At 65.5% G+C, this 26,864-nt stretch carries 29 protein-coding genes; 18 read left to right on the top strand and 11 right to left on the bottom strand.

The features are described 5' to 3' along the window. Positions 1-98: 98 nt before the first annotated feature. A complete protein-coding gene (locus ACSHT2_RS14595; protein WP_440642843.1) occupies positions 99-947 on the bottom strand; it encodes an SDR family oxidoreductase in 849 nt (282 codons plus the stop codon). 170 nt (positions 948-1,117) lie between these two features. Between ACSHT2_RS14595 and ACSHT2_RS14590 the strand changes: the two genes are divergently transcribed. Then, complete coding sequence (locus tag ACSHT2_RS14590; RefSeq protein ID WP_440642842.1) at positions 1,118-1,873, top strand: HAD family hydrolase; 756 nt, start codon at positions 1,118-1,120, stop codon at positions 1,871-1,873. A 24-nt stretch (positions 1,874-1,897) separates the two neighbouring features. Here the strand turns inward: ACSHT2_RS14590 and ACSHT2_RS14585 are convergent, their stop codons facing one another. The 3 genes from ACSHT2_RS14585 to ACSHT2_RS14575 are packed head-to-tail and all read right to left on the bottom strand — an operon-like array spanning position 1,898 to position 3,584. Next, positions 1,898-2,305, bottom strand: a complete 408-nt coding sequence (locus ACSHT2_RS14585; RefSeq protein ID WP_239626775.1) for a nuclear transport factor 2 family protein — start codon at positions 2,303-2,305, stop codon at positions 1,898-1,900. 31 nt (positions 2,306-2,336) lie between these two features. Continuing rightward, positions 2,337-2,612: a hypothetical protein gene (locus tag ACSHT2_RS14580; RefSeq protein ID WP_440642178.1), complete on the bottom strand. Its 276-nt coding sequence runs from the start codon at positions 2,610-2,612 to the stop codon at positions 2,337-2,339. A 33-nt stretch (positions 2,613-2,645) separates the two neighbouring features. Continuing rightward, on the bottom strand, positions 2,646-3,584 hold the full coding sequence (locus tag ACSHT2_RS14575; protein WP_440642177.1) for a LysR family transcriptional regulator: 939 nt from the start codon (positions 3,582-3,584) through the stop codon (positions 2,646-2,648). A 210-nt stretch (positions 3,585-3,794) separates the two neighbouring features. Between ACSHT2_RS14575 and ACSHT2_RS14570 the strand changes: the two genes are divergently transcribed. From ACSHT2_RS14570 to ACSHT2_RS14520, 11 genes are all read left to right on the top strand, one after another. After that, positions 3,795-4,874: an ABC transporter ATP-binding protein gene (locus ACSHT2_RS14570; protein WP_440642176.1), complete on the top strand. Its 1,080-nt coding sequence runs from the start codon at positions 3,795-3,797 to the stop codon at positions 4,872-4,874. 35 nt (positions 4,875-4,909) lie between these two features. Continuing rightward, on the top strand, positions 4,910-5,626 hold the full coding sequence (locus tag ACSHT2_RS14565; protein ID WP_440642175.1) for an HAD family hydrolase: 717 nt from the start codon (positions 4,910-4,912) through the stop codon (positions 5,624-5,626). Between the two features lie 16 nt (positions 5,627-5,642). Further along, positions 5,643-6,950, top strand: a complete 1,308-nt coding sequence (locus ACSHT2_RS14560) for an NAD(P)/FAD-dependent oxidoreductase (RefSeq protein WP_440642174.1) — start codon at positions 5,643-5,645, stop codon at positions 6,948-6,950. Between the two features lie 28 nt (positions 6,951-6,978). After that, positions 6,979-8,037 (top strand): ABC transporter substrate-binding protein, encoded by a 1,059-nt coding sequence (locus ACSHT2_RS14555; protein ID WP_440642173.1) that lies wholly within the window; start codon positions 6,979-6,981, stop codon positions 8,035-8,037. A 72-nt stretch (positions 8,038-8,109) separates the two neighbouring features. Further along, entirely contained in the window at positions 8,110-8,922 is an 813-nt protein-coding gene (locus ACSHT2_RS14550) for an ABC transporter permease (protein WP_440642172.1), read from the top strand. Continuing rightward, complete coding sequence (locus tag ACSHT2_RS14545; RefSeq protein ID WP_440642171.1) at positions 8,919-9,704, top strand: ABC transporter permease; 786 nt, start codon at positions 8,919-8,921, stop codon at positions 9,702-9,704. The genes ACSHT2_RS14550 and ACSHT2_RS14545 overlap by 4 nt, the downstream gene beginning before the upstream one ends. Before the next feature lie 232 nt (positions 9,705-9,936). Continuing rightward, complete coding sequence (locus ACSHT2_RS14540; RefSeq protein ID WP_440642170.1) at positions 9,937-10,683, top strand: metallophosphoesterase family protein; 747 nt, start codon at positions 9,937-9,939, stop codon at positions 10,681-10,683. A 253-nt stretch (positions 10,684-10,936) separates the two neighbouring features. Continuing rightward, the gene (locus ACSHT2_RS14535; RefSeq protein ID WP_440642169.1) at positions 10,937-12,598 is read left to right on the top strand and encodes a thiamine pyrophosphate-binding protein; all 1,662 of its coding nucleotides are present in this window, start codon (positions 10,937-10,939) and stop codon (positions 12,596-12,598) included. Between the two features lie 3 nt (positions 12,599-12,601). Beyond that, positions 12,602-13,867: an NAD(P)/FAD-dependent oxidoreductase gene (locus ACSHT2_RS14530; protein ID WP_440642168.1), complete on the top strand. Its 1,266-nt coding sequence runs from the start codon at positions 12,602-12,604 to the stop codon at positions 13,865-13,867. Positions 13,868-13,876: 9 nt separating this feature from the next. Next, positions 13,877-14,620: an aspartate/glutamate racemase family protein gene (locus ACSHT2_RS14525; RefSeq protein ID WP_440642167.1), complete on the top strand. Its 744-nt coding sequence runs from the start codon at positions 13,877-13,879 to the stop codon at positions 14,618-14,620. A gap of 140 nt (positions 14,621-14,760) precedes the next feature. Then, on the top strand, positions 14,761-15,540 hold the full coding sequence (locus ACSHT2_RS14520; protein ID WP_440642166.1) for an SDR family NAD(P)-dependent oxidoreductase: 780 nt from the start codon (positions 14,761-14,763) through the stop codon (positions 15,538-15,540). Between the two features lie 151 nt (positions 15,541-15,691). On the opposite strand, the gene ACSHT2_RS14515 is transcribed toward ACSHT2_RS14520, so the two are convergent. Genes ACSHT2_RS14515 through ACSHT2_RS14505 form a run of 3 tightly spaced genes read right to left on the bottom strand, consistent with a single transcriptional unit; the run spans position 15,692 to position 19,462 of the window. Further along, a complete protein-coding gene (locus ACSHT2_RS14515; protein ID WP_440642165.1) occupies positions 15,692-16,486 on the bottom strand; it encodes an IclR family transcriptional regulator in 795 nt (264 codons plus the stop codon). Positions 16,487-16,505: 19 nt separating this feature from the next. Then, the gene (locus ACSHT2_RS14510; protein WP_440642164.1) at positions 16,506-18,239 is read right to left on the bottom strand and encodes an FAD-dependent oxidoreductase; all 1,734 of its coding nucleotides are present in this window, start codon (positions 18,237-18,239) and stop codon (positions 16,506-16,508) included. 8 nt (positions 18,240-18,247) lie between these two features. Continuing rightward, a complete protein-coding gene (locus ACSHT2_RS14505) occupies positions 18,248-19,462 on the bottom strand; it encodes an ABC transporter substrate-binding protein (protein ID WP_440642163.1) in 1,215 nt (404 codons plus the stop codon). A gap of 342 nt (positions 19,463-19,804) precedes the next feature. Between ACSHT2_RS14505 and ACSHT2_RS14500 the strand changes: the two genes are divergently transcribed. The 5 genes from ACSHT2_RS14500 (at position 19,805) to ACSHT2_RS14480 (ending at position 24,056) form a co-directional block, all read left to right on the top strand. Continuing rightward, a complete protein-coding gene (locus ACSHT2_RS14500) occupies positions 19,805-21,106 on the top strand; it encodes an MFS transporter (protein WP_440642841.1) in 1,302 nt (433 codons plus the stop codon). 227 nt (positions 21,107-21,333) lie between these two features. Then, positions 21,334-21,795, top strand: coding sequence for an Hsp20 family protein (locus ACSHT2_RS14495; RefSeq protein WP_440642162.1), 462 nt, complete (start codon positions 21,334-21,336; stop codon positions 21,793-21,795). 76 nt (positions 21,796-21,871) lie between these two features. Then, positions 21,872-22,363, top strand: a complete 492-nt coding sequence (locus ACSHT2_RS14490) for an Hsp20/alpha crystallin family protein (protein WP_440642161.1) — start codon at positions 21,872-21,874, stop codon at positions 22,361-22,363. 86 nt (positions 22,364-22,449) lie between these two features. Then, on the top strand, positions 22,450-22,785 hold the full coding sequence (locus ACSHT2_RS14485; RefSeq protein ID WP_440642160.1) for a hypothetical protein: 336 nt from the start codon (positions 22,450-22,452) through the stop codon (positions 22,783-22,785). A 164-nt stretch (positions 22,786-22,949) separates the two neighbouring features. Next, positions 22,950-24,056, top strand: coding sequence for a trypsin-like peptidase domain-containing protein (locus ACSHT2_RS14480; RefSeq protein WP_440642840.1), 1,107 nt, complete (start codon positions 22,950-22,952; stop codon positions 24,054-24,056). Between the two features lie 233 nt (positions 24,057-24,289). Here the strand turns inward: ACSHT2_RS14480 and ACSHT2_RS14475 are convergent, their stop codons facing one another. Then, positions 24,290-24,466: a hypothetical protein gene (locus tag ACSHT2_RS14475; RefSeq protein ID WP_440642159.1), complete on the bottom strand. Its 177-nt coding sequence runs from the start codon at positions 24,464-24,466 to the stop codon at positions 24,290-24,292. Next, entirely contained in the window at positions 24,463-24,684 is a 222-nt protein-coding gene (locus ACSHT2_RS14470) for a hypothetical protein (protein WP_370120293.1), read from the bottom strand. Before ACSHT2_RS14470 ends, ACSHT2_RS14475 begins: the two co-directional genes overlap by 4 nt. 365 nt (positions 24,685-25,049) lie before the next feature. Between ACSHT2_RS14470 and ACSHT2_RS14465 the strand changes: the two genes are divergently transcribed. After that, on the top strand, positions 25,050-25,427 hold the full coding sequence (locus ACSHT2_RS14465) for a hypothetical protein (RefSeq protein WP_440642158.1): 378 nt from the start codon (positions 25,050-25,052) through the stop codon (positions 25,425-25,427). A 65-nt stretch (positions 25,428-25,492) separates the two neighbouring features. On the opposite strand, the gene ACSHT2_RS14460 is transcribed toward ACSHT2_RS14465, so the two are convergent. Both ACSHT2_RS14460 and ACSHT2_RS14455 read right to left on the bottom strand, forming a co-directional pair. Continuing rightward, positions 25,493-26,344 (bottom strand): HpcH/HpaI aldolase/citrate lyase family protein, encoded by an 852-nt coding sequence (locus tag ACSHT2_RS14460; RefSeq protein ID WP_440642157.1) that lies wholly within the window; start codon positions 26,342-26,344, stop codon positions 25,493-25,495. Beyond that, positions 26,344-26,847 carry a MaoC family dehydratase gene (locus ACSHT2_RS14455; RefSeq protein WP_440642839.1) on the bottom strand — a complete coding sequence of 168 codons (504 nt, stop codon included), beginning with the start codon at positions 26,845-26,847 and terminating at the stop codon, positions 26,344-26,346. The genes ACSHT2_RS14460 and ACSHT2_RS14455 overlap by 1 nt, the downstream gene beginning before the upstream one ends. Positions 26,848-26,864 lie beyond the last annotated feature (17 nt).

The following is a 26,864-nucleotide window of genomic DNA, read 5'->3' as shown; positions in this document are numbered from 1 at the left end:
GTTGTATGGTGGCTCGCTCGATGGCTAGATCACGACCGCACCGGGATGAAGTCAAGCGCGGCCAAGGCATGTCTGGGAGGCGTGGGAGTGCAGGAACCCTATCGTCCCTCGCCTTCCCGCCACAGCGCATCGAGGCCGTGCCGATAGGTTGGGTAGGCCAGCGTGACGCCGAGCTCGCGCTTCAATTTCGCGTTGGAGACACGGGCGCTGCTGGCATAGAAGCTGCGGGCCATTGCCGACATCTCGGCGGTCGCGAACGCCTCTTCGGGCGGCGGCGCCACGCCCATCAGCTTCGCCGCATAGGCGATCACGTCCTGTGGCGGCGCGGGCTCGTCGTCGCAGACGTTCCAGGTACCGCCGCGCGCGTGACGAACAGCGGCCATGATTGCGCTCGCGATGTCCTCGACATGGATGCGATTGAAGACCTGTCCCGGCTTGACGATGCGCCTCGCCGTTCCCGCGCGCAGCGTCACGAACGCGTTGCGGCCGGGACCGTAGATGCCCGCGAGCCGCAGGATGGCCGCATCGCCGCGCGCCGCGTCCGTCCAGTCCTGCTCCGCGGCAACCCGCATGCGCGTGCGGTCGAGGACGGCCTGCGGCGGCGTGCTCTCGTCGACCCACGCGCCGCCGTGATCGCCGTACACGCCGATGGTCGAGAGATAGACGACCTTGCGGCGGCGTCCCTGTAGCACGTCGCCGAACGCCGCGATCGCGGGATCGCCGGCGCTGCCGGGCGGGATCGACACCAGGAGGACATCGGCGTCGCGAATCCGTTGAATCGTCTCGCGCGACGGACGGCCGCCGGAAAACGGATCTACCTCGGGGCTGCCGAGGTCGGCTCGCTGCGCGGGGTCGCGCACGGTGCCGGCGACATGCGAGAAGCTGCCGCCGTGTTGGCGGACGAAATGCCGGGCACTGTAGCCGAGGCCAAGAATGAAGAGCCGCATGCGTCTCCTGTGCAGGTCTGAGTTCCCGCTCGCGCCGTGGCGCCCCTCGCTCATAAGAGATTTTTGGGTCCGGCAAAAGATATTGCGATTTGTCTCGCTCGCCACTGCGGGCAATGCTCGCACGTCACAGCCAGGTCGGGAGGGAGGTGTCGTTGGCGACCGGGTCGATCATGCAGGCTGAAGCGCTCGCGGCAGTACGATGCGATGCCAACGAGCTGATCCGGCGCGCGGCGGCGCTGATCTTCGACGTCGACGGCACCTTGGCCGAGACCGAGGAGCTGCATCGGCAGGCCTTCAACTTCGCCTTCGCCCGCCGCGGTCTCGACTGGCGGTGGGACCGTGTCGTCTACAAGGAGCTGTTGCGGGTCACGGGCGGAAAGGAGCGCATGCGCGCCTACCACACGAGGCTGGGGACCGCTCCGCCATTGTCGGACATGGACATCGTAGAGCTCCACCGCATCAAGACCACGCATTATGCCGAGCTGATCGAAACCGGCTGCTGCCCCTTGCGGCCGGGGGTGGTGGATCTGCTCACTGCGGCGAGGGCGCACGGCCAGCGACTTGCAATTGCGACCACCACCTCGCACGGCAATATCGATGCGCTGCTCTCGCAGACGTTGGGCGAGCGCTGGGCTGCGGATTTCGAGGCGATCGTCGCCGGCGATGACGTGCGGCACAAGAAGCCTGCGCCGGACGCCTATCTCGAGATCCTGGCGCGGCTGAAGCTGGGCGCGCCGGACTGCGTCGCGATCGAGGATTCCGCCAACGGCCTGGTCGCGGCCTCGCGTGCCGGCATCCCGGTTCTGATCACGCGCAGCATGTTTTTTGGGGACGATGACTTCACCGCGGCGCGGGTCGTGCTGGACGATCTGTCGGAACTCGGGATCGCCAGACAAAAAACTGAAAAACAACCCCATGCACAGTAGATCACGCTCGCGTGATCGCCGCGCTCAGTGGACGCGGTGACTCGTCCTATCGTCCTCAGCCTGTTCGACAATCTGCGCGATCGGGCTGGACTGATGGTGCACCAGGCGCCAGTCGTCGCCGACGCGGCGAAAATGGTTGGCGGCGGCCAAAGCGGTGCCGTCGACGATCTCGATGCAGAGCACCCGCGCGCTGTCGCCGTCGACGATCGCCTGCGGCTCGGCGCAGACGATCTGCGGCCGCTCCGGGTTTTGCAGGATATCGCGCCAGCTTCCGATCACGGTGGCGCGCCCGATGATGGCCGGCCAGCCGGGATGAATGCAGGAGATGGCGTCGTCATCCGCCCACATCCGCTGCATTTCGTCGAAATCGCCGGCCGAAAAGGCGGCGTAGAAGGCCGCGTTGGCGGCGATGACCTTGCTGTCTTTTGCCATGCCTCCCGGGTGGGGCAAGGACAGGCAAAAATCAAGCGCGACTTCCGTCGATTTTGGCCGCAGTGCAGCATTCAAAGATGCGATCAAGCTGAGACGTGCGTCGTCTCCACCGCCCGGCGCGCACCGCCGGAGTACAGCCGACCGAGAGCCGCAGGCGCGGCTTGGCACCGAACGGCAGCGATACCCCGAACTGCTCGGCGACCGGCGCGACACGTGCGAGAAGCTCAGCGAGATGATGCTGCCGCAGGATCGCCGGCGTGATGTCGCGGTAGGTCTCAAGCCGGTCGCGGAATTGCGGGATCGTCACCCCTCCCCGCAAGCGGGAAGAGGGAGAAGAGCATCAATAACACGCCGCCATCGCGCCGAGTTTCGGATAGAGACGGTCGATCGCGACGATCTCGCTTTTCATCTGCGCGATGATCCAGTCGCGGATCTCGGCGGCGATCGGACGCATTGGCCGGTTGCGCGGCGGCAGGAATTCGCAGATGCGGCGCGTGGTGGTCAGCGTGTCGGAGGCGGGCACCAGCGCGCCGGTCAGGAGCCAATGCGAAGCCACCGTCAGCCAGCCGAGCGCAATGCCCTGGCCGAGCAGCGCGGCCTGCACCACGACCGCATAGTCGGTGAAGCTCAGCGCTTTCGCCGCCCCGCGGCGTCCGGTGAGGAGCGATGCGTAATCCGCGGCCCAGTCTCCCGGCGTCTCTGCGAGGCGGATGATGGTGTTGCCTTCGGTGGGATCGCTCTCGCCGAGATAGCCGGGGCTGCACATCGGCAGCATGACTTCCTTCATCACCAGCGTGCCGCCGGAGGACGGCTCGTCGCGGTCGCGAAAGCGCATGCCCAGATCGACATTCTCCACCGGTCCGCGTAGTGCACCGGAGATGAGCTGGAAGCGCAGATCGACTTGCGGAAACTGCTTCTGCAGCTTGTCGATGCGCGGCATCAGCCAATGCGTGGTGAAGGCTGATGAGACCGACAGCGTCACTGTCTCGGTGCCCTTGCGGCGCCGCTCGATCTCGACGAGGCCGGTCTCGATGCTGCGAAAGCCTTCGAGCACGCGGCGATAGAGCAGCTCGCCTTCCTCGGTAAGTACCGCGCGTCCCGCTGTGCGGTCGAACAGGCGAACGCCGAGATGCTCCTCAAACTGACCGAGCATCCGGCTGACTGCCGGCTGCGTGACGTTCAGCTCTGCGGCAGCGGCTGTGAAACTGCCATTGCGCGCCGCTGCGTCGAAGACGAACAGGGCGTTACTGGAGGGCAGCATCCGGCGCAGCTCGGGCATAACTTCATGTTATGAGCGCGGTGAGAATTTGGCAATTGCCGAGTTTTGCCAAGTCTGATGTCATCGGCATCACGGCTAAAGACAGGGCTTGCGAGCGAGGCGATGGTGCGACGCACGCTCGATCGCGAGTTGCTCAGACTTCCTGTCTATAAAGTGAGCTTATGGCGCGCAGTGAGGCACGCCAGCGAAGGGACATCGCGGGGACGATCATTGGACAAACGAGCGGAAAGCGTCGAGATCAGGTCCGCCAGCAAGGCCTATGGCGCCGTTCGCGCCCTCGATGACGTCTCCCTCGATGTCGGCGCCGGCGAGTTCGTCTCCCTGCTCGGTCCCTCCGGCTCCGGCAAGACCACGTTGCTCGGCATTTTGGGCGGCTTCATCGTTCCGACGTCAGGCACAATTCTCTTCGGCGGCCGTGATGTCACCTACATGCCGCCGCACAAGCGCGACATCGGTGTCGTCTTCCAGAACTACGCGCTGTTTCCGCATATGAGCGTCGGCGAGAACGTCGCCTTTCCCTTGCGCGCGCGCCGCCTGCCGAAGGCGAGCTGGCCCGACAAGGTGCGCGCGGCGCTTTCGATGGTCGGCCTTGCCGGCTATGAGGAACGCGGCATTGCGCAGCTCTCCGGCGGCCAGCGTCAGCGCGTGGCGCTGGCACGTGCCATGATCTTCGAGCCGCGCCTGATCCTGATGGACGAGCCGCTCTCCGCACTCGACAAGCAGCTGCGCGAGTCCATGCAGATCGAGCTGCGCGCACTGCACAAGCGTATCGGCGCCACCATCATCTATGTCACCCATGACCAGCGCGAGGCGCTGACCATGAGCGACCGCGTCGCGGTCATGAAGAACGGCAGGCTGATCCAGATCGACGAGCCCGAGCGGCTGCACGATCGTCCCGCCGATTCCTTCGTCGCCAGCTTCATCGGCGAGGCGACGATGCTGCCGGTTCGCCGCGTCGATGCCTCCTGCGTCGCGCTCGGCAATGCGCTGCTGCGCAGCGCCCGCGCCATTCCGGATGGAGGTGCGCTGATGCTCGCCGTGCACAGTGAAAAACTCCTGATCGACGACGGCGCGCAGGATGCCGCCTGCAACCGGTTGACCGGCACGGTCACCGACATCGTCTATCAGGGCGAGAGCCTGCGCATCTTCCTGGCGCTCGCTGATGGCATCGCGCTCAGCCTGCGCCAGCCGAGCTATCACCAGGCCTACAGCCGCATCCCGCCGCTCGGCGGCAGCCTCACCGTCACCCTTCACCCCGAGGACACCATCGTCGTGCCCAGGGTGGACTGAACTCCAGTCTTGTTCAACCGAGAGAAGAAACTCACATGTCGACCCAAGCCGCGTTCAGCAATTTCAAGGTTCTCACCTTCGACGTCGTCGGCACCTTGATCGATTTCGAGGCCGGCGTGCTCTCCGCGGTGCGCAAGATCTCCGGCAAGACGCCGGCCGAGCTCAGCGACGACCGGATTTTCGAGCCCTATAAGCGCGGCCGCGACAAGTACTATGGCCGCTCGAGCGAGGCGATGTTCCATGTCTATCGTCATCTCGCCACTGAGCTCGGACTGCCCGCCGATGACGCTGCCTGCGATGTGTTCCAGCTCTCGGTGTTGCGCTGGGGGCCGTTCGCGGATTCGGTCGAAGCGCTCAAGCGCCTGCGCACGAAATTCCGCCTGGTGGCGATGACCAATGCCGACCGCGTTGCGCTCTCCTGTTACGCGCACGCGCTCGGCAATCCCTTCGACGACACGGTGTGTGCCGACGACACCGGTGTCGCCAAGCCGAATCCGGAATTCTTCGCCTACAACAGGGGGCGCCAGTCCGCTTTCGGCTACAAGCAGTCCGACATTTTGCATGTCGCGCAGAGCCAGTATCACGACATCGGGATCGCGCGGAAGCTCGGCTACCAGGTGTGCTGGATCGAGCGCCGCCAGGGCATTGCAGGCTTCGGCGGCACGCCGGCGGTGGAGACGCTGACCAAGCCGGACTTTCATTACCCGACCTTGAAGGCGCTCGCCGACGCGGCCATTGGGCCTGCGGCGTAAATCGATGAGTGCAGGCATGACGCGGAACTGGAGTGTGCTGCCGCCGGTCAATTCGCTGTGGGAAGCCACGGCGGAGCCGGCGGGTGCGTTTCCTGTCCTGTCGGGCGAGCAGCAGGCAGATGTGGTGATCATCGGTGCGGGCTACACCGGCCTCTCCGCGGCACACCACATCGCCAAGAATGGGCTTAGCCCCATTGTGCTCGAGGCCAACCGCCCCGGCTGGGGCGCGAGCGGGCGCAATGGCGGGGTCATCACCGCAAAATTCCGCCTGTCGTTCCGCGAGATCGACGCCGCGCATGGCCGCGCCATGGCGCGGCGCATGTACGAGATCGCGCATGAATCGACCGACATGGTCGAGGAGCTGGTTTCCGAGTTCGGCATCACCAGCGCAAACCTCACCCGCACGGGCCAGGTCAAGGCTGCACACAACGAGACGACGCTGAAGGCCGCGATCGGCGAGGCTGATTGGATGACGCGCGAGATGGGCTCGGCCGAGGTCCGCATTCTCGACAAGAACGGTGTGCGCGACGAGACCGGCTCCGACATTTTTGTCGGCGGGGTGCTCAATCCCGGCTCGGGCGGAATCCATCCGCTGAACTATCTGCGCGGCCTCGCCGATGGCGTGGCACGCCGCGGTGTCCCGATTTTCCAGGAATCGCCGGTCGTAAAGCTTCGACGCGAGAATGGCGGCATTCTCGCCGAGACCCCTCAAGGTGCAGTGCGAGCCAAGCAGGCGATCATCGCCACCAACAGCTATTTCGACCTGACCGGCGCGACTGCGCAGATGCAGCGCACGCTGATCCCGTTCCGCAGTGCCATCATCGCCACCGACAAGCTGCCGCGCAATCTCGCTGGACGGCTGATGCCCACGGGGCGCACCTATACCGAGACCAAGCGCATGATGCGCTGGTTCCGCATGGTGGACAATCGGGTGATCTTTGGTGGTCGCGGCGCCTTCGGCAAGCAGGACTCGCAAGCCGCCTTCGACGCCCTGCGCAAGGCAATGATCGGCATCTTCCCCGATCTCGCCGATGTCCCGCTCGAATACAAATGGTCGGGGCTCGTCGGCATGACGCTCGACTCGGTGCCGCATATCGGCCGGCTCGACGACCGCACGCTGGTCTCGATGGGCTACAACGGCGCCGGCGTCGCGATGTCGAGCCTGATGGGCCGCTATCTCGCCGCCTTCGTACGCGGCGAGACGCCGGAGGTCGGCCTGCTCGATGTCAGGCGCATGAAGCCCATTCCGTTCTATCCGCTGCGCGAGCCCGCCGTCCGCATGGTCGCCGGCTGGTACCAGTTTCTCGATGCGATCGGTCAGTGAGATTTCTTTGGCGATGGAGGAGGCGAGGATGACGACGAAACGGAATTCTGGATTTGGTTACGCCTTGCTGGGCGCTTCGATCAGTGCAGTCGCGCTCGGTACTGCAGCCAACGCCGCCGAGCAGATCACCTTCGTCTCGCAAGGCGGCGCCTATCAGCAGGCGCAGACGGTGGCGATCCTCGATCCTTCCGCCAAGAAGCTCGGCATCACCATCAACCAGGATTCCATCCCCGACGCCTGGCCCGCGATCAAGACGCAGGTCGGCAGCGGCAAGCCAATCTGGGACGTCGTGGACACCCCGACCGGCTATTGCCTGCGCGGCGGCGAGCAGGGCCTGATCGAGAAGCTCGACTTCTCGAAGATTCCGAACGCCGCAGCGATGCCGGATGCGTATCGCAGCCCATATTCGGTATCCTACGAATTCTATTCCAGCGTGCTCGCCTACAGCCAGAAGACGTTCCCGAAAGACGCGCCGAACAGCTGGGTCGATTTCTGGGACGTGAAGAAATTCCCCGGCCGCCGCGCGCTGCGCAATCACCCGATCGCAACCCTCGAAGCCGCGCTGATGGCCGATGGTGTCGCACCCGACAAGCTCTACCCGCTGGACGTCGACCGCGCGTTCAAGAAGCTGGAGGAGATCAAGCCGCACATCACGGTGTGGTGGACCTCGGGCGCGCAGTCGGCACAGCTGCTCAATGACGGCGAGGTCGATATGGAGATGGCCTGGAATGGCCGCGTCAGCGCCGTCGCCAAGGAGGGCGCAAAGGTCTCCTTCACCTACAACCAGGGCATCTTGCAGAGCACCTCGCTCTGCATCCTCAAGGGCGCGCCCAATCTCGGCACGGCGGTCAAGTTCATCAACGAGGCGGTTGATCCCGTGCACCAGGCTAACCTGCCGCTCAACATCGACTACGGCCCGGGCAATCCCAAGGCGTTCGAGACGGGCGTGATCAAGCCCGAGCGCGCCGCGCAGCTGCCGAGCGAACCGGCGAACGCGGCCAGGCAGGCGTTGATGTCCTACGCCTGGTGGTCCTCGCCCGCGGGCGAGGCCGCCGAGAAGCGCTGGGCGTCGTTCATGCAGAAGTGAGCAAGTGAGGCAGCGTTGACGGCATCCGTGTCCGATCCCTCCCAAAAGCACCAACGCCGTGAGCACGGCCTGATGCTGGCATTGGTGTCGCCGGCGCTGCTGGTAATCCTGGCTCTGATCGCACTGCCGGTCGGCTGGCTGGCCTGGCAGTCGATCTATCATGACGGCTTCACGCTGGAGAACTATCGCCGCGTCTTCACCGAAGACATCTACTGGCGCAGCTTCGCGCTGACCTTCGAGATCAGCCTCGCGGTCACACTGATCGCGCTGCTGCTCGGCTACCCCGTGGCCTATCTCGCCAATTCGTTGCCGAAAGGATGGAGCATTTTCATCCTGTCCCTGGTCGTGCTGCCGTTCTGGACCAGCGTGCTGGTCCGCGCCTATGCGTGGCTGGCGCTGCTGCAGCGCACCGGCGTGATCAACCAGTTTCTGCGCTATCTCGACGTGATCTCCGAGCCGCTTCCGCTGGTCCACAATACATTCGGCACGGTGGTCGCCACCGTGCACATCCTGCTGCCGTTCATGGTGCTGCCGCTTTATGCCACCATGCAGAAGATCCCGAACGATTTGATGCAGGCCGGCGCGAGCCTGGGAGCGAGCCCGTCGGTGACGTTCTTCCGCGTGTTCCTGCCGCTGTCGCTGCCGGGCGTGCTCGCAGGCTGCACCATGGTGTTCGTGCTCTGTCTCGGCTTCTACATCACGCCGGAGCTGCTCGGCGGCGGCCGTACCGTGATGGTTTCGATGCTGGTGAGCCGCAATGTCGAGCTCTACAATCAGTTCGGGGCCGCGAGCGCGGTCGCAGTGGTGCTGCTCCTGAGCGTGCTCGTGATCTTCTTCGCGGTCAGCCGCTTCATCTCGCTCCATCGCGTGCTGGGACAGAAATGATGCGCGCCTCGCCCGCCCGGATTGTCTTGTACGTGATCAGCGTGCTGGTGCTGGTCTATCTGATCCTTCCCGTGCTGATCATCGTGCCGATCTCGTTCTCCAGCGCGCGCTTCCTGACGTTCCCGCCGCCGTCCTTCTCGCTGCGCTGGTACGAGCAATATTTCTCAAATCCTGCCTGGATGCAGGCGACGCGGGTGACGTTGACGGTCGCATTCCTGACCGTCCTGATCGCGACGCCGTGCGGCGTTGCCGCCGCCTATGCCGTCAGCCAGTCCAAGCTGCGTATCATGCGCGTGATCCACATGGCGCTGCTTCTGCCGCTGGTGGTGCCGATCATCATCACCGCGGTCGGCATCTTCTTCGTCTATGCCCGGGTCGGCCTGGTCGCGACTCTGCCCGGCCTCGTGCTGGCGAATGTGATGCTGGGACTGCCTTACGTTGTCATCTCCGTGCTCGCGGGCCTGCAGAGCTTCGATTCGGCGCAGGAGATGGTGGCGCGCAGCCTTGGCATGAACCGCCTGCGCAGCTTCTTTGCGGTGACGCTGCCGCAGATCAAGTCCAGTGTCGTCGCCGGCGGCATCTTCGCCTTCATCTCGGCGATGGACGAGACGATCGTCGCGCTGTTCATCTCCGGCGGCCAGTACCAGCCGCTGACCAAGCGCATGTTCACCGCGCTGCGCGACGAGATCGACCCAACCATCGCCGCGATCTCGACGCTGATGACTGCGGCCTCCTTCATGCTGGTGCTGCTGGCGAGCGCGCGGCAGACGCGGAGCGGGTGAAGATGGCGCCCGTCCAGGGATCCCGGCGTTCGGTTCGGCCGATCGTAGGCGAAGACGTCGGAGCGCGGTAGCGAATCGCTTGATTGCGGCGCGTTGATCGTGCCATGGTTCCGCCCGCGCCGATTTGATCCTCAGCTTGCGGGCGCTTCTACAAATGCAGCTAAAGAGAACCGCTATCCCTGCATCGTCCCGCATTGCGTGAATCGTCGGCCATCTCGACTGGGAGGGTCACATGAAATTTGCTGCGATCGCGGATGTGCACGGGAATCGTCCGGCGCTGGACGCCGTCCTTGCGGACATTGCCGCGCTCGGTATCGACGACGTCGTCAATCTTGGAGACCACGTCAGCGGACCGCTCGAGGCGGCAAGAACCGCAGACCTGCTCATCGAGCGCGGCTTTCCGTCGGTGCGGGGCGATCAGGATCGAATTCTCCTGGAGCTCCGGCAGGCGGGTACTTCGGCGCGCAGTGATTTCCAGCAACTCGCGCGCAAGCATTTCGATTGGATGGCAAGCATGCCACCCACGCTGATTTACAGAGACCGCGTTTTCCTGTGCCATGCGTCACCTGGGAACGATGCCGCCTTCTGGCTCGATCATATAGCCGATGACGGCGGCGTGCGCGCCAGTCCGATCGAGGCGATCGAGTCCGAAGCCGCGGGAATCACTGCCCAGGTCATCCTGTGCGGGCACACTCACATTCCGAGGGTCGTTCGTCTGAGGGATGGGCGACTGGTCGTAAACCCCGGCAGCGTCGGGCTGCCTGGTTACGACGGCAAGTCGCCTGTGCCTTACGTGGTTGAGGTCGGCACGCCCCACGCGTGCTACGCCATATTGGAGCATGCCGGACGCGCCTGGAGCGCGACGATCCGCTATGTGCCCTACGATAGCGCAGCCATGGCCGCGCTGGCGCGCAGCCGGGGCATGCTCACCTGGGCGAGCGCGATTGCAACCGGTTGGGTTCGGCCGGAGCGCCACTAGGCCGGCGCCGGTCAGACCCCCCTGGTTCGCGCTGACGCCGCGGACCTCGAGGCCCTCCGGTATCTGTTCACGGATCTGGTCCAGGGTGGCTGCGGCACGGGCGGTCGTGCAAAGGGCAGGGACGGGCATGCCGCCTGCGCAGGGTGCGAAAAGCCTTTCGATCTTGCGTGTCCTGTCGGCCTGTCCTACGCCACGTCCGAACGAAATTATGCGAGGCGGTGAGGGGCATCGCCGAAGTCTCGAGGGAGCCGACATGACCATTCGCAACACCCGCACCGGGGGCCAGATCCTGATCGATCAGCTCGTCGCCCAAGGCGTCGAGCGCGTCACCTGCGTGCCGGGCGAGAGCTATCTGGCGGCGCTCGATGCGCTGCATGACAGCCCGATCGACGTCGTGATATGCCGGGCCGAAGGCGGCGCTGCGATGATGGCGGAAGCCTATGGCAAGCTGACCGGCCGCCCCGGTGTCTGCTTCGTCACCCGCGGCCCCGGCGCGACCAATGCCAGCCACGGTGTCCACATCGCGATGCAGGATTCGACGCCGATGATCCTGTTCGTCGGCCAGGTCGACACCGGCATGCGCGAGCGCGAGGCGTTCCAGGAGCTCGACTACAAGGCGGTGTTCGGCTCCATGGCGAAATGGGCGGTCGAGATCGATCGCCCCGACCGCATTCCGGAGCTGGTGGCGCGCGCCTTCCGCGTCGCCATGCAGGGCCGCCCCGGCCCCGTGGTGATCGCGCTGCCGGAGAACATGCTGACCGAGACCGCCGCCGTTGCCGATGCCATGCGCATCGAGCCCGCCGTGAGCTGGCCGGCGCCTGCCGATATCGAACGCGTTGGTGCGATGCTTGCGAGCGCCAAGGCGCCGCTCGTCATTCTCGGCGGTTCGCGCTGGACGGATGAGGCGACCAAGAGCATTGCGCGCTTTGCCGAGCGGTTCGACCTGCCGGTCGCGACCTCGTTCCGACGGGCCTCGCTGATCGACGCCGACCATTCGCACTATGCCGGCGATCTCGGCATCGGGCCGAGCCCGGGCCTGAAGGCGCGCATCGAGGGCGCCGATGTCATTCTGCTCATCGGCGGCCGCATGTCGGAGATGCCGTCCTCGTCCTATACGCTGCTCGACATTCCGACCCCGCAGCAAAAGCTGATCCATGTGCATCCCGGCTCGGAAGAGCTCGGCCGCGTCTATCAGCCGGCGCTTGCGATCCAGGCGACGCCCGCCGCCTTCGCCGCCGCCGTCGAGACGTTGAAGCCCGCCGGCACGGTCGCCTGGAAGGGCGAGGCCGCCAAGGCGCACGCCGATTATCTCGCCTGGACCGAGAAGGCGCGCGAGCTGCCGGGCTCGTTCCAGTACGGCCAGGTGATGACCTGGCTGCGCGATCGCCTGCCGAAGGATGCTATCGTCTGCAATGGCGCCGGCAATTATGCCGGCTGGATCCATCGCCATCACCGTTTCCACAGCTTTGCCGCCCAGCTCGCGCCGACCTCGGGCTCGATGGGCTACGGCGTGCCGGCGGGCGTGCTCGCCAAACGGCAATATCCGGATCGCGTCGTCGTCGCCTTCGCCGGCGACGGCTGCTTCCTGATGAATGGCCAGGAATTCGCGACGGCCGTGCAGTATGACGCGCCGCTGATCGTGATCGTCGTCGACAATTCACAATACGGCACCATCCGCATGCACCAGGAGCGCGACTATCCCGGTCGTGTCGTCGGCACCCAGCTCAAGAATCCGGACTTTGCGATGTACGCGAAAGCATTCGGTGGTCATGGCGAGCGCGTCGAGCGCACCGAAGAGTTCGCACCGGCCTTCGAGCGCGCGCTGGCCTCGGGAAAGCCGTCGATCCTCCACTGCATCATCGATCCGCGCGCGATCTCGGTCGGCAAGGATTTTGTGCCCGCTGTGAAGGCCTAAGCGATGTCGGCCGGCCGCCACGTCGCCATCATCGGTGCCGGCGCGATCGGGGTGATCAGCGCGATCGAGGCGCTGCGTGAGGGCCATCGCGTCACGCTGATCGATCCGGGCGAGCCCGGCGGCGAACAGGCGGCGAGCTACGGCAATGCCGGCTGGCTGTCGTCGCATTCGGTGATCCCGCCGGCCGAGCCGGGCATCTGGAGGAAGGTGCCGGGATATCTCTTGGACCCGCTCGGCCCGCTCGCGATCCGCTGGTCTTATCTGCCGAAGGCGTTGCCCTGGCTGGTCAAGTACCTGCTCTCGGGCTGGACCGAGTCACGCGTCGAGACGACGGCGTTTGCGCTACGCGATCTCCTGAAGGACGCGCCGTTGCTGCACCGGAAGCTCGCGGAAGAGGCGGGCGTCCCTGAATTGATCGAGCGCAACGGCGTGATGCATGTCTTCCCGTCGCGAGGCAATTTCGACAATGATCTCGGCTGGCGCCTGCGCAAGAAGGTCGGCGTCCAATGGCTTGAGCTCAACGCGGACGAGATGCGGCAGCGCGAGCCGGACCTGCATCCGCGCTACACCTTTGGCGTGGTGGTGGAGGAGGCCGGACGCTGCCGCGATCCCGGCGCCTATGTCGCCGCGCTCGCCGCTCATGCGCTGGCGAGCGGCGCCAGGCTGGTGCGCGCCAAGGCGACGGGGCTCAAGCTCTCCGGCAACAAGCTCGTCGCCGTCATCACCGAGACCGGCGAGATCGCTTGCGATGCCGCTGTGGTCGCCGCCGGCGCGCGATCCAGGCAGCTCACCGCGTCGGTGGGCGATCCCCTGCCGCTCGAGACCGAGCGCGGCTATCATGTCGTGATCGAGAACCCGGAATCGGGCCCGCGCAGCTCGATGATGGCATCCGACGCCAAGATGGTGGTGAACTGGACCAACAAGGGCCTGCGCGCCGCCGGCACGGTGGAGATCGCCGGCTTAGAGGCCGCGCCGAACTGGAAGCGCGCCGAGATCCTGCGCAGCCATCTGCTCGGCATGTTCCCGAAGTTGCCGAAGGACATCCCGGCCTCGCGCATCAAGACCTGGTTCGGCCATCGCCCGAGCATGCCTGACGGACGGCCCTGCATCGGCTATGCGCGCGCCTCTCGCGACATCGTCTATGCTTTCGGCCACGGCCATGTCGGCCTGGTCGGATCGGCCCGCACCGGCCGTCTCGTCGCCCAGCTCGTGAGCGGCAAGCAGCCCGAGATTCCGCTCAGCCCCTTCGCGCCCGATCGTTTCCTCTGAGAGCGAACCATGACCTATTCTCCCAGCTCGTCCTCCCGCATCGCCCGTGGTGGCAAGGCCATCTATGGCGCGCCGCTCGGCATTCTGATGCTGGAGGCGCGCTTCCCCCGCATTCCCGGCGACATGGGCAACGGCACGACCTGGCCGTTTCCGGTGCTCTATCGCGTGGTGAGCGGGGCTTCGCCGGAGAAGGTGGTGCTGAAGGGCGCAGCCGGCCTGCTGCCTGACTTCATCGACGCGGCCAAGGATCTGGTGCGGCTTGGGGCCGAAGCCATCACCACCAATTGCGGCTTCCTCTCGCTGTTCCAGAAGGAGATCGCGGCGGCCGTCGGCGTTCCCGTCGCGACCTCGTCGCTGATGCAGGTGCCCTGGGTGCAGGCGACCTTGCCGCCGGGCAAGCGCGTCGGTCTCGTCACGGTGTCGGGCTCGACCCTGACGCCGGCCCACCTCGAAGGCGCCGGCGTGCCGCTCGACACGCCGCTGGTCGGCACCGAGAACGGCAAGGAGTTTTTCCGAGTCCTGATCAAGGCCGAGAAGGACGACATGGACGTGGCGCAAGCCGAGCGCGACGTGGTCGAGGCCGGCAGGGCGCTCGTCGCCAGGAATCCGGATGTCGGCGCCATCGTGCTCGAATGCACCAACATGCCGCCTTATGCCGCAGCGCTTCAAGCCGAAGTCGGGCTGCCAGTCTACGACATCTATTCCATGATCACCTGGTTTCATGCTGGACTGCGCCCGCGCGTCTTTGCGTGAACGCGTCCGCGAGATCGTCACTAAAGCATGATCCGGAAAAGTGCGCAGCGGTTTTCCGAAAAGATCATGCTCAAACAATAACCCAAAGCGCGATGACGATTCGTCCTCATCTCATCGCGCTTTAGTCCTGGAGTGAACCCATGAAACTATCCGGCAAGGTCGCCGCCATCACCGGCGCGGCGCGCGGTATCGGCAAGGCATGTGCAAAACGATTGCTCGACGACGGCGTCAAGGTGGTCATCTCCGATATCGATGCCGGCGGCTTGGCCGCCACGGCTGCCGAGTTGGGGCGGCCGGAGGCCTTGCGCACCATCGTCGGCAATGTCGCCAAGCGCACTGACGTGGATCAGCTGGTCGCGACCGCCGTGAAGGAATTCGGCCGGCTCGACATCATGGTCAACAATGCCGGCGTCGCCCGCAACCGGGACATCCTCGACATTACCGAAGAGGAGTTCGACGAGATCATCGGCATCAACTTGAAGGGCGCGTTCTTCGGCGTGCAGGCGGCGGCGAGGCAAATGATCGCGCAGGGCGGCGGCGGTGTCATCATCAACATGTCCTCGGTGAATGCGCTGCTCGCGATCCCGGCGCTGGCGACCTATGCAATGTCCAAGGGCGGCATGAAGCAGCTCACGTCGGTCGCGGCTGTCGCGCTCGCCCCGCACAACATTCGTGTGGTGGCGGTCGGCCCCGGCACGATCCTGACCGACATGGTGGCCTCGTCCATCTACACCTCGGAGGATGCCCGCAGGACCGTGATGTCGCGCACGCCGGCCGGCCGCGGCGGCGAGCCGAGCGAGGTGGCGTCGGTCGTGGCGTTCCTTGCCAGCGACGATGCGTCCTACATCACCGGCCAGACGATCTATCCCGATGGCGGCCGGCTGATCCTGAACTACACGGTGCCCGTGAAGGAGAAGTAGGCACGTTGCCGCCCCACACTCGATGTCATCGCCCGGCTTGACCGGGCGATCCAGTACGCCGAGGCGGTCGTGATCGGATCGATGGGCCGCGGCGTACTGGATTCCCCGCTTTCGCGGGGAATGACAGTCGTCGTGAGGCAGGCAGTCTGCCTCACTCCGCCGCGACCGTCATGCCGTGGCCGAGCCGCTTCGAGATGCCGCCCGCACAGTCGCGCAAGGCATGCGCGATCGGGCTGTCCCAGCGCGCATCGAAAGTGCCTTCCGGCCCCATCGCGGTGATGACCAGCGCGACATGGCCGGAATGGTCGAACACCGGGGCCGAGAATGCGTTGACGCCGGGCAGGGGATCGCCGAGCGCACGGGCGAGGCCGTGCTTGCGGACCTCGGCGAGTATCTCGGCGACCTTGGCGCCCTTCACGGCGCGCTTAGGATTGTAGCCGACGCCGCGACGATCGAGCCCGCTTTCGAGCGCGGCAGCGATCGTCTTCTCCGGCAGGAAGGCCGCAAAAGCGCGGCCCGTCGCAGTCTCCAGCAGGGCCATCACCGAACCGGCCCGCATCACGATGTGGACGGGCTGGGCCGGCTCTTCGAGCTGCACCACGGTTGGACCGTGCGTGCCCCAGACGGCCAGCGAGACGGCATGTCCGATCTGGTTCGCGAGCGCCGCGATCCTGGGGCGCGCGATGCGCACGCCCGAGAGCCGGCGCAGGCTGATGAGGCCGAGCTCGAGCGCCAGCGCGCCGATCTCGTAGCGGCCGGTGGTCTCGTCCTGCTCGATCAGGCCGATGCGGGAGAAGCTGGCGAGATAGGGATGCGCCTTGGCCGGCGTCATGCCGGCCTCGCGGGCGAGATCGCGCAGCATCATCGGCTCGCCGCATTTTGCGAGCGCGCGGAGCAATTCTCCGCCGACCTCGATCGACTGGATGCCGCGGCTTTCTCTCTTCATGCGCCTCCTGGCGGGTGGCCTACGCTGCGTCGCGCCTGGCGGCGCTGTCGGCAAGATGCCGTCCGGCAATGTAACCGAAGGTCAGCGCCGGCCCAAGGGTGATGCCGGCGCCGGGATAATTGCCGCCCATGATGCTCGCCATGTCGTTGCCGGCGGCATAGAGGCCGGGAATCACCCGGCCCTCGGCGTCGAGCGCCCGCGCGTTCTCGTCGGTGACGATGCCGGCATAGGTGCCGAGATCGCCGATCACCATCTTGATGGCGTAGAACGGTCCGTTCTCGATCGGCGCGACGCAGGGGTTCGTGCCGTGCAGTGCGTCGCCCTGGTAGCGGTTATAGGCCTTCGAGCCCTTGCCGAAGGCGGCATCGTGACCGAGTGGCGCGGTCGCATTGAACCGCCTGACCGTTTCGGTGAAGGCCTTGGCATCGATCCCGGCCTTGGCCGCGAGCGCCTCCAGCGTGTCGCCGCGCATGAGATAGCCGGACTTCAGGTGATGGCCCAGCGGCATCGGGAAGGGCGGTACGCAGCCGAGGCCGTATTTGCGCAATGTCTTGTGGTCGCAGACGAGGAATGAGGCGATCTCCTCGCCCGGCCTGGCCGCCTTGACCATGGCCTGGACGAAGTCGTGATAGGAATTGCCTTCATTGGCAAAGCGTTTGCCGTCGCGCATCACCGCGATCACACCGGGTTTGGCGCGGTCGATGAAATGCGGCATCACGCCCTTCGAGCCGTCCTTGCGCGTGGTCAGCGACACCGGCACCCAGGCTGCCGCGTTCGACAGGCGGCTCTCGACCTGCCCGCCAGCGCGCTCCGCCAGACGGAGCCCATCACCGGTATTGCCGGTCGGACCCGGCGAATAGTGCTCGTTGCCGGTCGGCGCGTGCGGGAACATCTTCTTGCGTCGCTCCACGTCATGCGGGAAACCTCCGCAGGCGAGGACGACGCCCCGGCGTGCACGAACGCGCAACTCGCGTCCATCCCGCGAGACGATCGCGCCGGTGACGGTGCCGTTCTCGACGGTCAGCTCGCGCACCGGCGAGGACAGCCACATCGGAATCTTCAGGTCGAGCGCGGATTTCGCGAGGCGCCCGGCCAGCGCGTTGCCGTTGGTGAGCGTCATGCCGCGGCCGTAGCGCAGCACGTCCATCAGGTGCCGCGACAGGCGCTTGGCGACGTAGGCCGCGGAGGTCAGCGACTTCGTCACCCGCATGAAATGGATGATCTCCTTGCCGGAGCCAAGCATCATGCCGAACACGGTGAGCTCGGGCAGCGGCATGCCGAGCGACTTGATGAGGTCGCCGAGCTCGCGCCCGTCGAACGGGCGCGTCACCATGGAGCGTCCGCCCTGGGCGCCGCCGGGTGCCTCGGCGTGATAATCCGGAAACACCAGCGGCATGTCGAAGCGCAGCGCGGTCTTGGTGGTGAAGAAATCGACCGCCTCGGGACCGGCGCTCAGGAAGGCATCGACGCGTGCCGGATCGTAATTGTTGCCGGCTTCGTGGCGAAGATAGGTGCGGGCCTGTTCCGGCGTCTCCTCGATGCCATAGGCCTTTGCCAGCGACGTACCGGGAATCCAGAGCCAGCCGCCGGAGCGCGCGGTGGTGCCGCCGAAGCGCGGCTCCTTCTCGACGATCAGCACATCGAGGCCGCGGGAGCGCGCGGTGATCGCGGCCGACATGCCGGAGCAACCTGATCCGGCCACGAGCACATCGCACTCGTAAGTCTCAATGGCGCCATGCTCGTTGCCGGTCATGCCTCACCTCATTTCTTCAGGAGCGGACATTTGGATTCGGAGACGGGGCGGAAGGCGTCCTCGCCCTTCACGGTCTTGACGATATCCAGATAGTCCCACGGCTCCTTCGATTGTTCGGGCGTCTTCACCTTGGCGAGGTACATGTCGCGGATGACGCGGCCGTCCTCGCGCAATTTGCCGCCGTGAACGAAGATATCCTCGATCGGCAGCTCGCGCATCTTGGCCATCACCTTGGCGGAATCGTCGGTGCCGGCGGCCTTGATGGCCTTGAGATAGTGCAGAACCGAGCCGTAGACGCCGGTCTGGATCATGGTCGGCATCACCTTGGTGCGCTCGTAGAACTTCTTCGACCAGGCGCGGGTGGCCTCGTCCATGTTCCAGTAGGAAGCCGTGGTCATGTAGGTGCCCTGCGCAGCCTTCAGGCCGATCGCGTGCACGTCGGTGTCGAACATCAGGAGGCCGACCAGCTTCTGGCCGCCCTGGACGAGGCCGAACTCGCCGGACTGCTTGATGGCGTTGTCGGTGTCCTGGCCGGCATTGGCGAAGGCGACCACGTCGGATTTCGAGCTCTGCGCCTGGAGCGCGAAGGAGGAGAAGTCGGCGGTGTTGGTCGGATGTTTCACGCCGCCGAGCACCTTGCCGCCCATCTCGTTGATGAAGCGCGTGGCGTCCTTCTCGAGCTGCTGGCCGAAGGCGTAGTCGGCGGTGATGAAGTACCAGGACTTTCCGCCTTCCTTGATGACGGCGGAGGCCGTCACCTTCGACAGCGCGTAGGTGTCATAAGTGAAGTGCACGGTGTTCGGGCTGCACAGCTCGTCCGTCAGCGAGCTCGCGCCGGGACCGGACAGCAGCGCGATCTTGTTGCGCTCGCGCACCATGTTGTGCACGGCGATCGCGATGCCGGAATTGGGAATGTCGACGACGGCGTCGACCTTGCCGTTGTCGAACCATCCGCGCACAATCTGCACGCCGACGTCGGTCTTCATCTGGTGGTCGGCGCCGATGATCTCGATCGGCTTGCCGAGCACGGTCGGCCCGAATTCCTCCACCGCCATCTTCGCGGCTTCCACGGAGCCCGGCCCGCTATTGTCGCGGCCCCAGCTGGACAGATCCGTCAGCACGCCGATTCGCACCACGTCGTCGGAGATTTGTGCGGTGGCCGCCGTGGTCATGGCAGCTGAAGTCATGGCCGCGAGCATGGCGCAGGCCAGAAGCCCTCTCATCGTCGTTCCCTCTCTTTGTTGGCCGCTTGGGGGCGGCGGGTCGTTCTGGAGGCAAATTAGATAATAGCGAATAAGTTTGTCAATGGCGAATAGGTGCTAGGTGGGTTCCGCCGTTGCGGCACCCAAAGGTCTCGTGTCCCGGACGCGCTGCAGCGCTCTTGCGCTGCTGCGCAGAGCCGGGACCCATGCCGCACGGACTGCTTGAGGAAAGATGGGCCCCGGCTCTGCAGCGCATCACTTCGTGCTGCGCAGCGTCCGGGGCACGAGAGCAAACAGAACTCCCACAAGTTGCAACCACCACGCCGATTGGCCATGATGCTCACGGAATCGCTGGGGCAGGGCATGACGGCAGCAGTAGGGGCCTCCGCTTCGGCGGAGAGATCGACGACGGCGCATGTGGTGTGGGCGAGCGCGCTCGGCACCGCCATCGAGTGGTACGATTTCCTGATCTACGGCACGGCGGCAGCGCTGGTCTTCAACAAGCTGTTCTTTCCGAGCTTCGATCCCTTCGTCGGCACGCTGGCGGCGTTCTCGACCTACGCGGTCGGCTTCGTGGCGCGGCCGATCGGCGGCGCCATCATCGGGCACTACGGAGACCGGCTCGGCCGCAAGACCATGCTGGTCGCGACCATGATCGCGATGGGACTCGGCACCTTCCTGATCGGCTGCCTGCCGACCTACAGTCAGATCGGCATCTGGGCGCCGATCCTGCTCGTCTGCCTGCGCTTCGTTCAGGGCATCGGGCTCGGGGGCGAGTGGAGCGGCGCGGTGGTGATGGTGATCGAGCATGCCGGCAATCGCCGTGGCTTCTACGGCAGCCTGGTGCAGATCGGCTTTCCCGTCGGGGTCGCCGCCTCCACCGGCATCTTCGCTTTGATGACGAAGCTGCCCGAGGCGGACTTCCTCAGCTGGGGCTGGCGCGTGCCCTTCCTGATCAGCATCTTGCTCGTCGGCGTCGGCTTCATCGTGCGGCTCAAGCTCGCGGAGACGCCGCACTTCAAGGAAGTGGTCGAGCGCAAGGAGGTGCTGGCGCAGCCGGCGCTCGAGGTGCTGCGCCGCGACTGGCGCAGCTTCCTGCTCGCGATCGGCATCACGGTATCGGAGGTCGGGCTCGCTTATCTCCTCACCGTCTTCACCGTGGTCTATGCCACGACAAAGCTCGGTCTGCCGCGGCAGGTGATCCTGGATGCCGTGGTCTATGCCGCCATCGTCGAATTCGCGACGCTGCCGCTTGCCGGCTGGCTGTCCGACATCTTCGGACGCAAGGCGCTGTATCTCGCCGGCGGCGTCTTCTCGGTGGCGCTGGCGTTTCCGCTGTTCTGGTTCCTGGACACCAGGGAGCCGGCGCTGATCACGCTCGCGCTCGTCGTCACGATGACGCTGACCCATGCGCTGCTGTTCGGGCCGAAGGCCGCGTTCATGCCGGAGCTGTTCCGCACCCAGGTGCGCTACAGCGGTGCTTCGCTCGGCGCCAACGTCGCGGCAGCTTTGAGCGGAGGCTTCTCGCCGCTGATCGCGGCCGGGCTGCTGGCATGGGCCGGCTCGTACTGGGCGGTGTCGGTCTATATCATTGCCTTGTCGATCGTCACGATCATCGCGACGCTGCTGGCGCCGGAGACGGCGCGCGATGCGCTGAGATCCTGAACATCAGCGCCCGATCCCTGGGGCCCCGGCGGCGGCCCTCGGATTTTTTTCTGGCCGGCCCCCTTGAAATCGATTTCCGGTTTTCTAAGTCGTTTTTCGCCGCGAGAGCGGTGTGCCGGATGCCAGGATCGGGTCCGGCACGGGCGCCGGGCTGGTCTTTTCGGACCCGTCTGAAATTCCCGCCTTGCGCTCCTTCGTATCCATCTTGCTCTTTGGAGGACTTGGTTATGAGGACCAGTTTCGACTTCGCGCCCCTGTGGCGCTCTACCATCGGCTTCGACCACCTGGCCGACCTCGTCGACAGCACGCTGCGCCAGGCGACCGAGGACAACTATCCCCCCTACAACATCGAGCGTTCCGGCGAAGACCATTACCGGATCAGCCTTGCGGTGGCGGGCTTCGGGGCCAGCGATATCACCGTGACGGCCGAGCAGAACGCGCTCACCATCGAGGGCAGGAAGCCCGAGACTGCTGCGCGCGAATACCTGTACCAGGGCATCGCCGCGCGTCCGTTCCGGCGCGTGTTCAATCTCGCCGACTACGTCCAGGTGAAGCAGGCCTCGTTCCAGGACGGGCTCCTGATCATCGACCTCGTCCGCGAGGTTCCGGAAGCCATGAAGCCGCGCCGGATTCCGATCGCGGGCGTCGCTCCTGCGGCATCGCAGATCGAGCAGAAGAAAGCAGCCTGAGCGCTCGATCGATTGAATAGCGGAACGCGGCGCGCGGATGCGCGGGCCGCGCTCCCGATGCATGAAGGAGAGAACCATGGCTTTTCGTGATCTCATTCCCTGGTCGAGAAACCAGGAGCTTGCGCCGGCGCGCGACAATTTCGATCCGTTCCTGACGCTTCACCGCGAGATGAACCGTCTGTTCGACGACGTCTTCCGTGGCTTCGGCGGGACCGGTCTGTCGCCGCTGATGGAAGGCCGCTTCGGCTGGCCGAAGGTCGAGCTCAGCGAGACCGACAAGACGCTGACCGTCTCGGCCGAGCTTCCTGGCCTCACCGAGAAGGACGTGCAGGTCGAGATCGCCAATGGCGTCCTGACCGTCCGCGGCGAGAAGAAGGCGGAGCGCAACGGCGAAGGCAGGTACTTCACCGAACGCTACTACGGCGCCTTCGAGCGGCAGATCCCGCTGGAGGGTGTCGAGGAAGACAAGGCCGAGGCGTCGTTCAAGAACGGCGTCCTGACCGTGTCGTTGCCGAAATCGGAGAAGGCGCGCGAAGGCGTCAAGCGCATCGCGATCAACACGCACTAGTGTCAAGCGGGACGGCGGCGATTGGCGTCGCCGTCCCATCGTCAACAAAACCGTCCCCCGGAAAGGAGCATGAGGGAGACACGCCGATGACCAACGTGAATTCCAATCCCGGCACTCTCAATCCGCTGTTTCACCCTGCGGCCCACTACGACTCGCCTGCCGACGTTCTGAATGCGCCGGAGCTTTCTTCGCCCGAGAAGCGCATCATCCTGTCGTCCTGGGCATCCGACATGTACGCGGTCGAATCCTGTCCCGCCTTGCGCGAGATTCCCGGCGTGAGCCACACGGTCCGGCTCGCCGACATTCTGGCCGCCTTGCGCAGGCTCGACGGCGACAACGACAATGACGATCCGCCGCGGGGCGGCGGCGTGCCGATGCGGCTGCGGCGGCCATGGGCCGCCGCAGAAGGGCGGGCCGCATGATGTTCACGCGCGCCGTTCTCGGACTCGTGCTGCTCGGCCAGGCCGCGGCAGCCTGGGCCATTCCGTTTCTGGCCCTGCAGGGCTGGATCGTCGCCTCACGCGACGAAGGCTGAGGCCACGAAGGTCCCCGAGTATCCACACAACACAAGCGGCAGGTGACGATGATGAATGCTGTGCGTCTGCTCTCGCTGGCCTTGCTGGTGCTGACGCTCACAGCGTCGCAGCCTGCCGCCGGCCAGATTCCGGATCTGAAGACCGGCGGCCCGGTGCCGACCCTGGCGCCGCTGGTGCGCCAGGTGACGCCCGCCGTGGTCAACATTTCCGTGCACGGCCGCGTGCGCGAGGACAACCCGCTCTATCGCGACCCGCTCTTCCGCGAATTCTTCGACGTTCCCAGGCAGATCGAGAAGGAGGTCAACGCGACCGGCTCCGGGGTCATCGTCGACGCCCAGCGCGGCTATGTGCTGACCAACAATCACGTGGTCGAAGGCACCTCCGCCGTTCAGATCACGACCAAGGACGGTCGCCAGTTTTCCGCCAGGGTCATCGGCCGCGATCCGCCGACGGATGTCGCGGTGCTCCAGGTCCAGAACCCGGCCGGGCTCAAAGCGCTTCCCTTCGGCGACAGCGACGGGCTCGAAGTCGGTGATTTCGTCCTTGCGATCGGCAATCCCTTCGGCCTCGGCCAGACCGTGACGTCAGGGCTCGTCAGCGCGCTCGGCCGCACCGGGCTCGGCAAGCGGGGCTATGAGGACTTCATCCAGACCGATGCGGCGATCAATCCCGGCAATTCCGGCGGGGCGCTGGTCAGCCTGCGCGGCGAGCTCGTCGGCATCAACTCTGCGATCATCTCGCCCGCGGGCGGCAATGTCGGCATCGGCTTTGCCATTCCGGTCAACATGGCGCGCAAGGTGATGGAGCAGATCATCGTGAGCGGTCGCGTCGAGCGCGGCCGCATCGGCGTTTCGCTGAAGGACCTGCATCCCTCGATCAACAAGGGATTGAATCAAGGCGCCGTCATCGCCGAGATCGCTGCGGATTCGCCCGCAGAGAAGGCCGGCCTGCGCAAGGGCGATATCGTGACCGGAGCCGACGACCGCCCGATCCGCACCGCCGCCCAGCTCCGCAACACGATCGGCCTTGCGCGCATCGGCGAGGACGTGAGGCTCACTCTGCTGCGCAAGGGTGCGCCGCTCACCGCCACGGTGAGAGTGGCGCCAGCGACCGAGCCCAGCAGTGCGCTCGCCGGCCCCAACCGCCTCGTCCGCTGAAACGAATGCGGGGACGAACCGCGGAAGCAGGTCCTCCCCTGCGATGGCAGGGCTATCGCATATGAGATGTCGCTATGGGCCCCGGCTCTCTCCACGGCGTCATGGCCGGGCTTGTCCCGGCCATCCACGCGCGGCACAAAGAACGTGGATGCCCGGGACAAGCCCGGGCATGACGACCTCTGCAAAATTCAAATGCGATTGCCCTGGGGTGACGGGGCGTGTGATCTCCCAGCTCAGGCGGCGCGGTGATCCAGCCCGCCTTGCAGGTCCCGGGTCAACCGCCGCTCGCGCTCGATGCGTTGGCGATAGAGCTCGCGCTCATGCTCGGTCTTGGCGCTTGCAAGAAGCAGCTCGTAATGGCCGATGACCTTCTCGCTCCCTCGAATGAGCAGATCTCGCTGGCTGTTCATTGCGCCATCCCCGTCGCATTGGCAGGCGCCCCGGAAGCGCGGAAGCTGACAGGGAAGGTCGCCGCGGTCAGGCCATCGAGCGCCGATTGCTCTTCCGCGAGGCGTCTCTCGACGAACTGGCGCTCCAGCTGAGACAGCCTGGTCTTCAGCAGACGCCGGTAGCGGTGGATGTTGTTGCGGTGCGCACGAATGCGGGCCAGATTCTCATCGAGCATCATCGTCTCTCCAGACGGTCGCGTTTGATCCTTTGATTGTCGAGAGGGTGAGAAGTCCTTTCGCGACGGAAAAATATGCCGCGGAAGATCAGTGTCAAGATGTGCGAAGGCGGTGCTGCTTCCGTGCTCGCGATCTCCAGAACGGCATGGCGGCGGAGCAGAACCGCCGGGAGATCGACAAGGCTTCGACCCGCCGCGGTTGCCCGGCCCGATTCATTCGGCCAGGAAGCGGCGTGTGCTCGGCACGTCTAGCGCTGGTCGTCCGGGCTGCCCGAGTTCCATTTGACCACTGCCTCGTGTTGGCCAGCAAGCGAACCTCGTGCGGCCATATTTGAGCAGGAGTGATTTTCCGTGAGGGAGGCGCTCCGATGAACAAAGCTCTGATCACTGCTGTTGCAATGCTGGCCTGCGTGCCCGCGAGCGCGGTTGCGCAGGAGCGCGCGGGCGATGCGGCGCTCGGCGCGGTGTCGGGCGCGGTCGTGCTGGGCCCGGTCGGCGCGGTCGCCGGAGCCTTGATCGGCTACACTGCCGGACCATCGATCGCCCGCTCCTGGGGCATGAGAGGTTCGCAGTCGGCAAGGCCTCGGCAGCCGCCGCGCCGCGCCGCCGCCGGCCCGCCGCGCACGCGCGAGGCGATGGCAGCCAACGGCCAGATGAGAGCTGCCGGCAATCCGGCCCCACCGGTTCAAGCTGCGCCTGCCGTGCCGGCGTCCACCTCGGCGCCGCCCGTTCAGGGCTTCGACTGAGGCCGGGACTTCAAGCAGAAGCCTTCGGACGCAGCCGATTGAACTGGCGAGGCTTGCGCCCTGGCCTAGGGTTGGCCGAGAATCTTCTTCGCGGCACGAAGGTGCGGCTTGTCGATCATCTGGCCATCGAGCCGCAGCGTGCCGGAATCGGGATTGCTCGCGAACGCCACGATCACCTTCTCCGCCCATTTGCGCTCGGTGTCCGTCGGCTCGAAGGCCGCGTTGACGATGTCGACGTGCTTGGGATGAATCAGCGCCTTGGCCGAAAAACCGTCGCGCCGCGCGGCGCGCGTTTCCTGCTCGAGGCCAGTGAGATTGTCGATGTCGGTGTAGACCGTGTCGATGGCTGCGACGTCGGCCGCCGCCGCGGCCATCAGGCAGAGATCGCGTGCGAGGCGGTAGGGGCTGTGGAAGACGCCGCCGCTCGCTTTCTCGGTGGCGCCGAGCGAGGCCGAAAGATCCTCAGCGCCCCACATCAGCCCGGCAAGACGAGGGGAGCAGCCCTTGTAGCTGCCGAGCCCGAAGATCGAGCCGGCGGTCTCGGTCGCGACGCAAACGATGCGGGTCGTGCCGATCGCGATGCCGGCTGCCGCCTCCAAGGCTTCGAGCCAGGTCGCGACCTGCCGCACGTCGTCGCCACCTTGCGATTTCGGCAGCACGATGCCGTCCGGCCTGCCCGGCATCACCGCGGCAAGATCGGCGAGCGTCATGCCGGTGTCGAGCGCATTGACGCGGACGTAGAGCTGATGTGGCTTGCTGCGACCTTTCAGCATCGCGAGTGTCAACCCGCGCGCCTCCGCCTTCTTCTCGGTGACGACGGAATCCTCGAGGTCGATGATCAGCGCGTCGGCCTTGCCTTCGCTCGCCTTCTCGAATTTGCGCGGGGAATCGCCCGGCACGAACAGCATCGAACGCATCAGACCGGCCTCTTGTGCATCATCGCCATGCGGCGGCATTTGCCGACGATTTCGTCGTTCTGGTTGTACGCCTGGTGCTCGAACTCGACGATGCCGGCCTTGGGCCGCGATTTGGATTCCCGCACCGAGAGCACCTTTGTCGTGGCCCGCAACGTGTCGCCATGGAAGACCGGCTTTGGAAAGGTAACGTCGGTCATGCCGAGATTGGCGACGGTGGTCCCCAGGGTCGTATCATAGACCGTCATGCCGATCATGATGCCGAGGGTGTAAAGGCTGTTGAAAATGCGCTGGCCGAACTCGGTCTTCTCGGCGAAATGCGCGTCGATGTGCAGCGGCTGCGGGTTGAGCGTCAGCAGGCTGAACATGGTGTTGTCCATTTCCGTGACGGTCCGGCTCAGCGGATGCCTGAACTCCTGGCCCACGGAAAAGTCCTCGAAATAAAGCCCGGCCATCGCGGTTTCCTCCCTGCGAAATAACGGCGCGCTCGCACCATCGCGCCGCATGACCCTATGCATGGTAG

The organism is Bradyrhizobium sp. PUT101, assembly GCF_052043945.1.
GTDB lineage: Bacteria > Pseudomonadota > Alphaproteobacteria > Rhizobiales > Xanthobacteraceae > Bradyrhizobium.
Note: the sequence above shows the minus strand (reverse complement) of the source record. Positions and strands in the feature narration are given on the sequence as shown.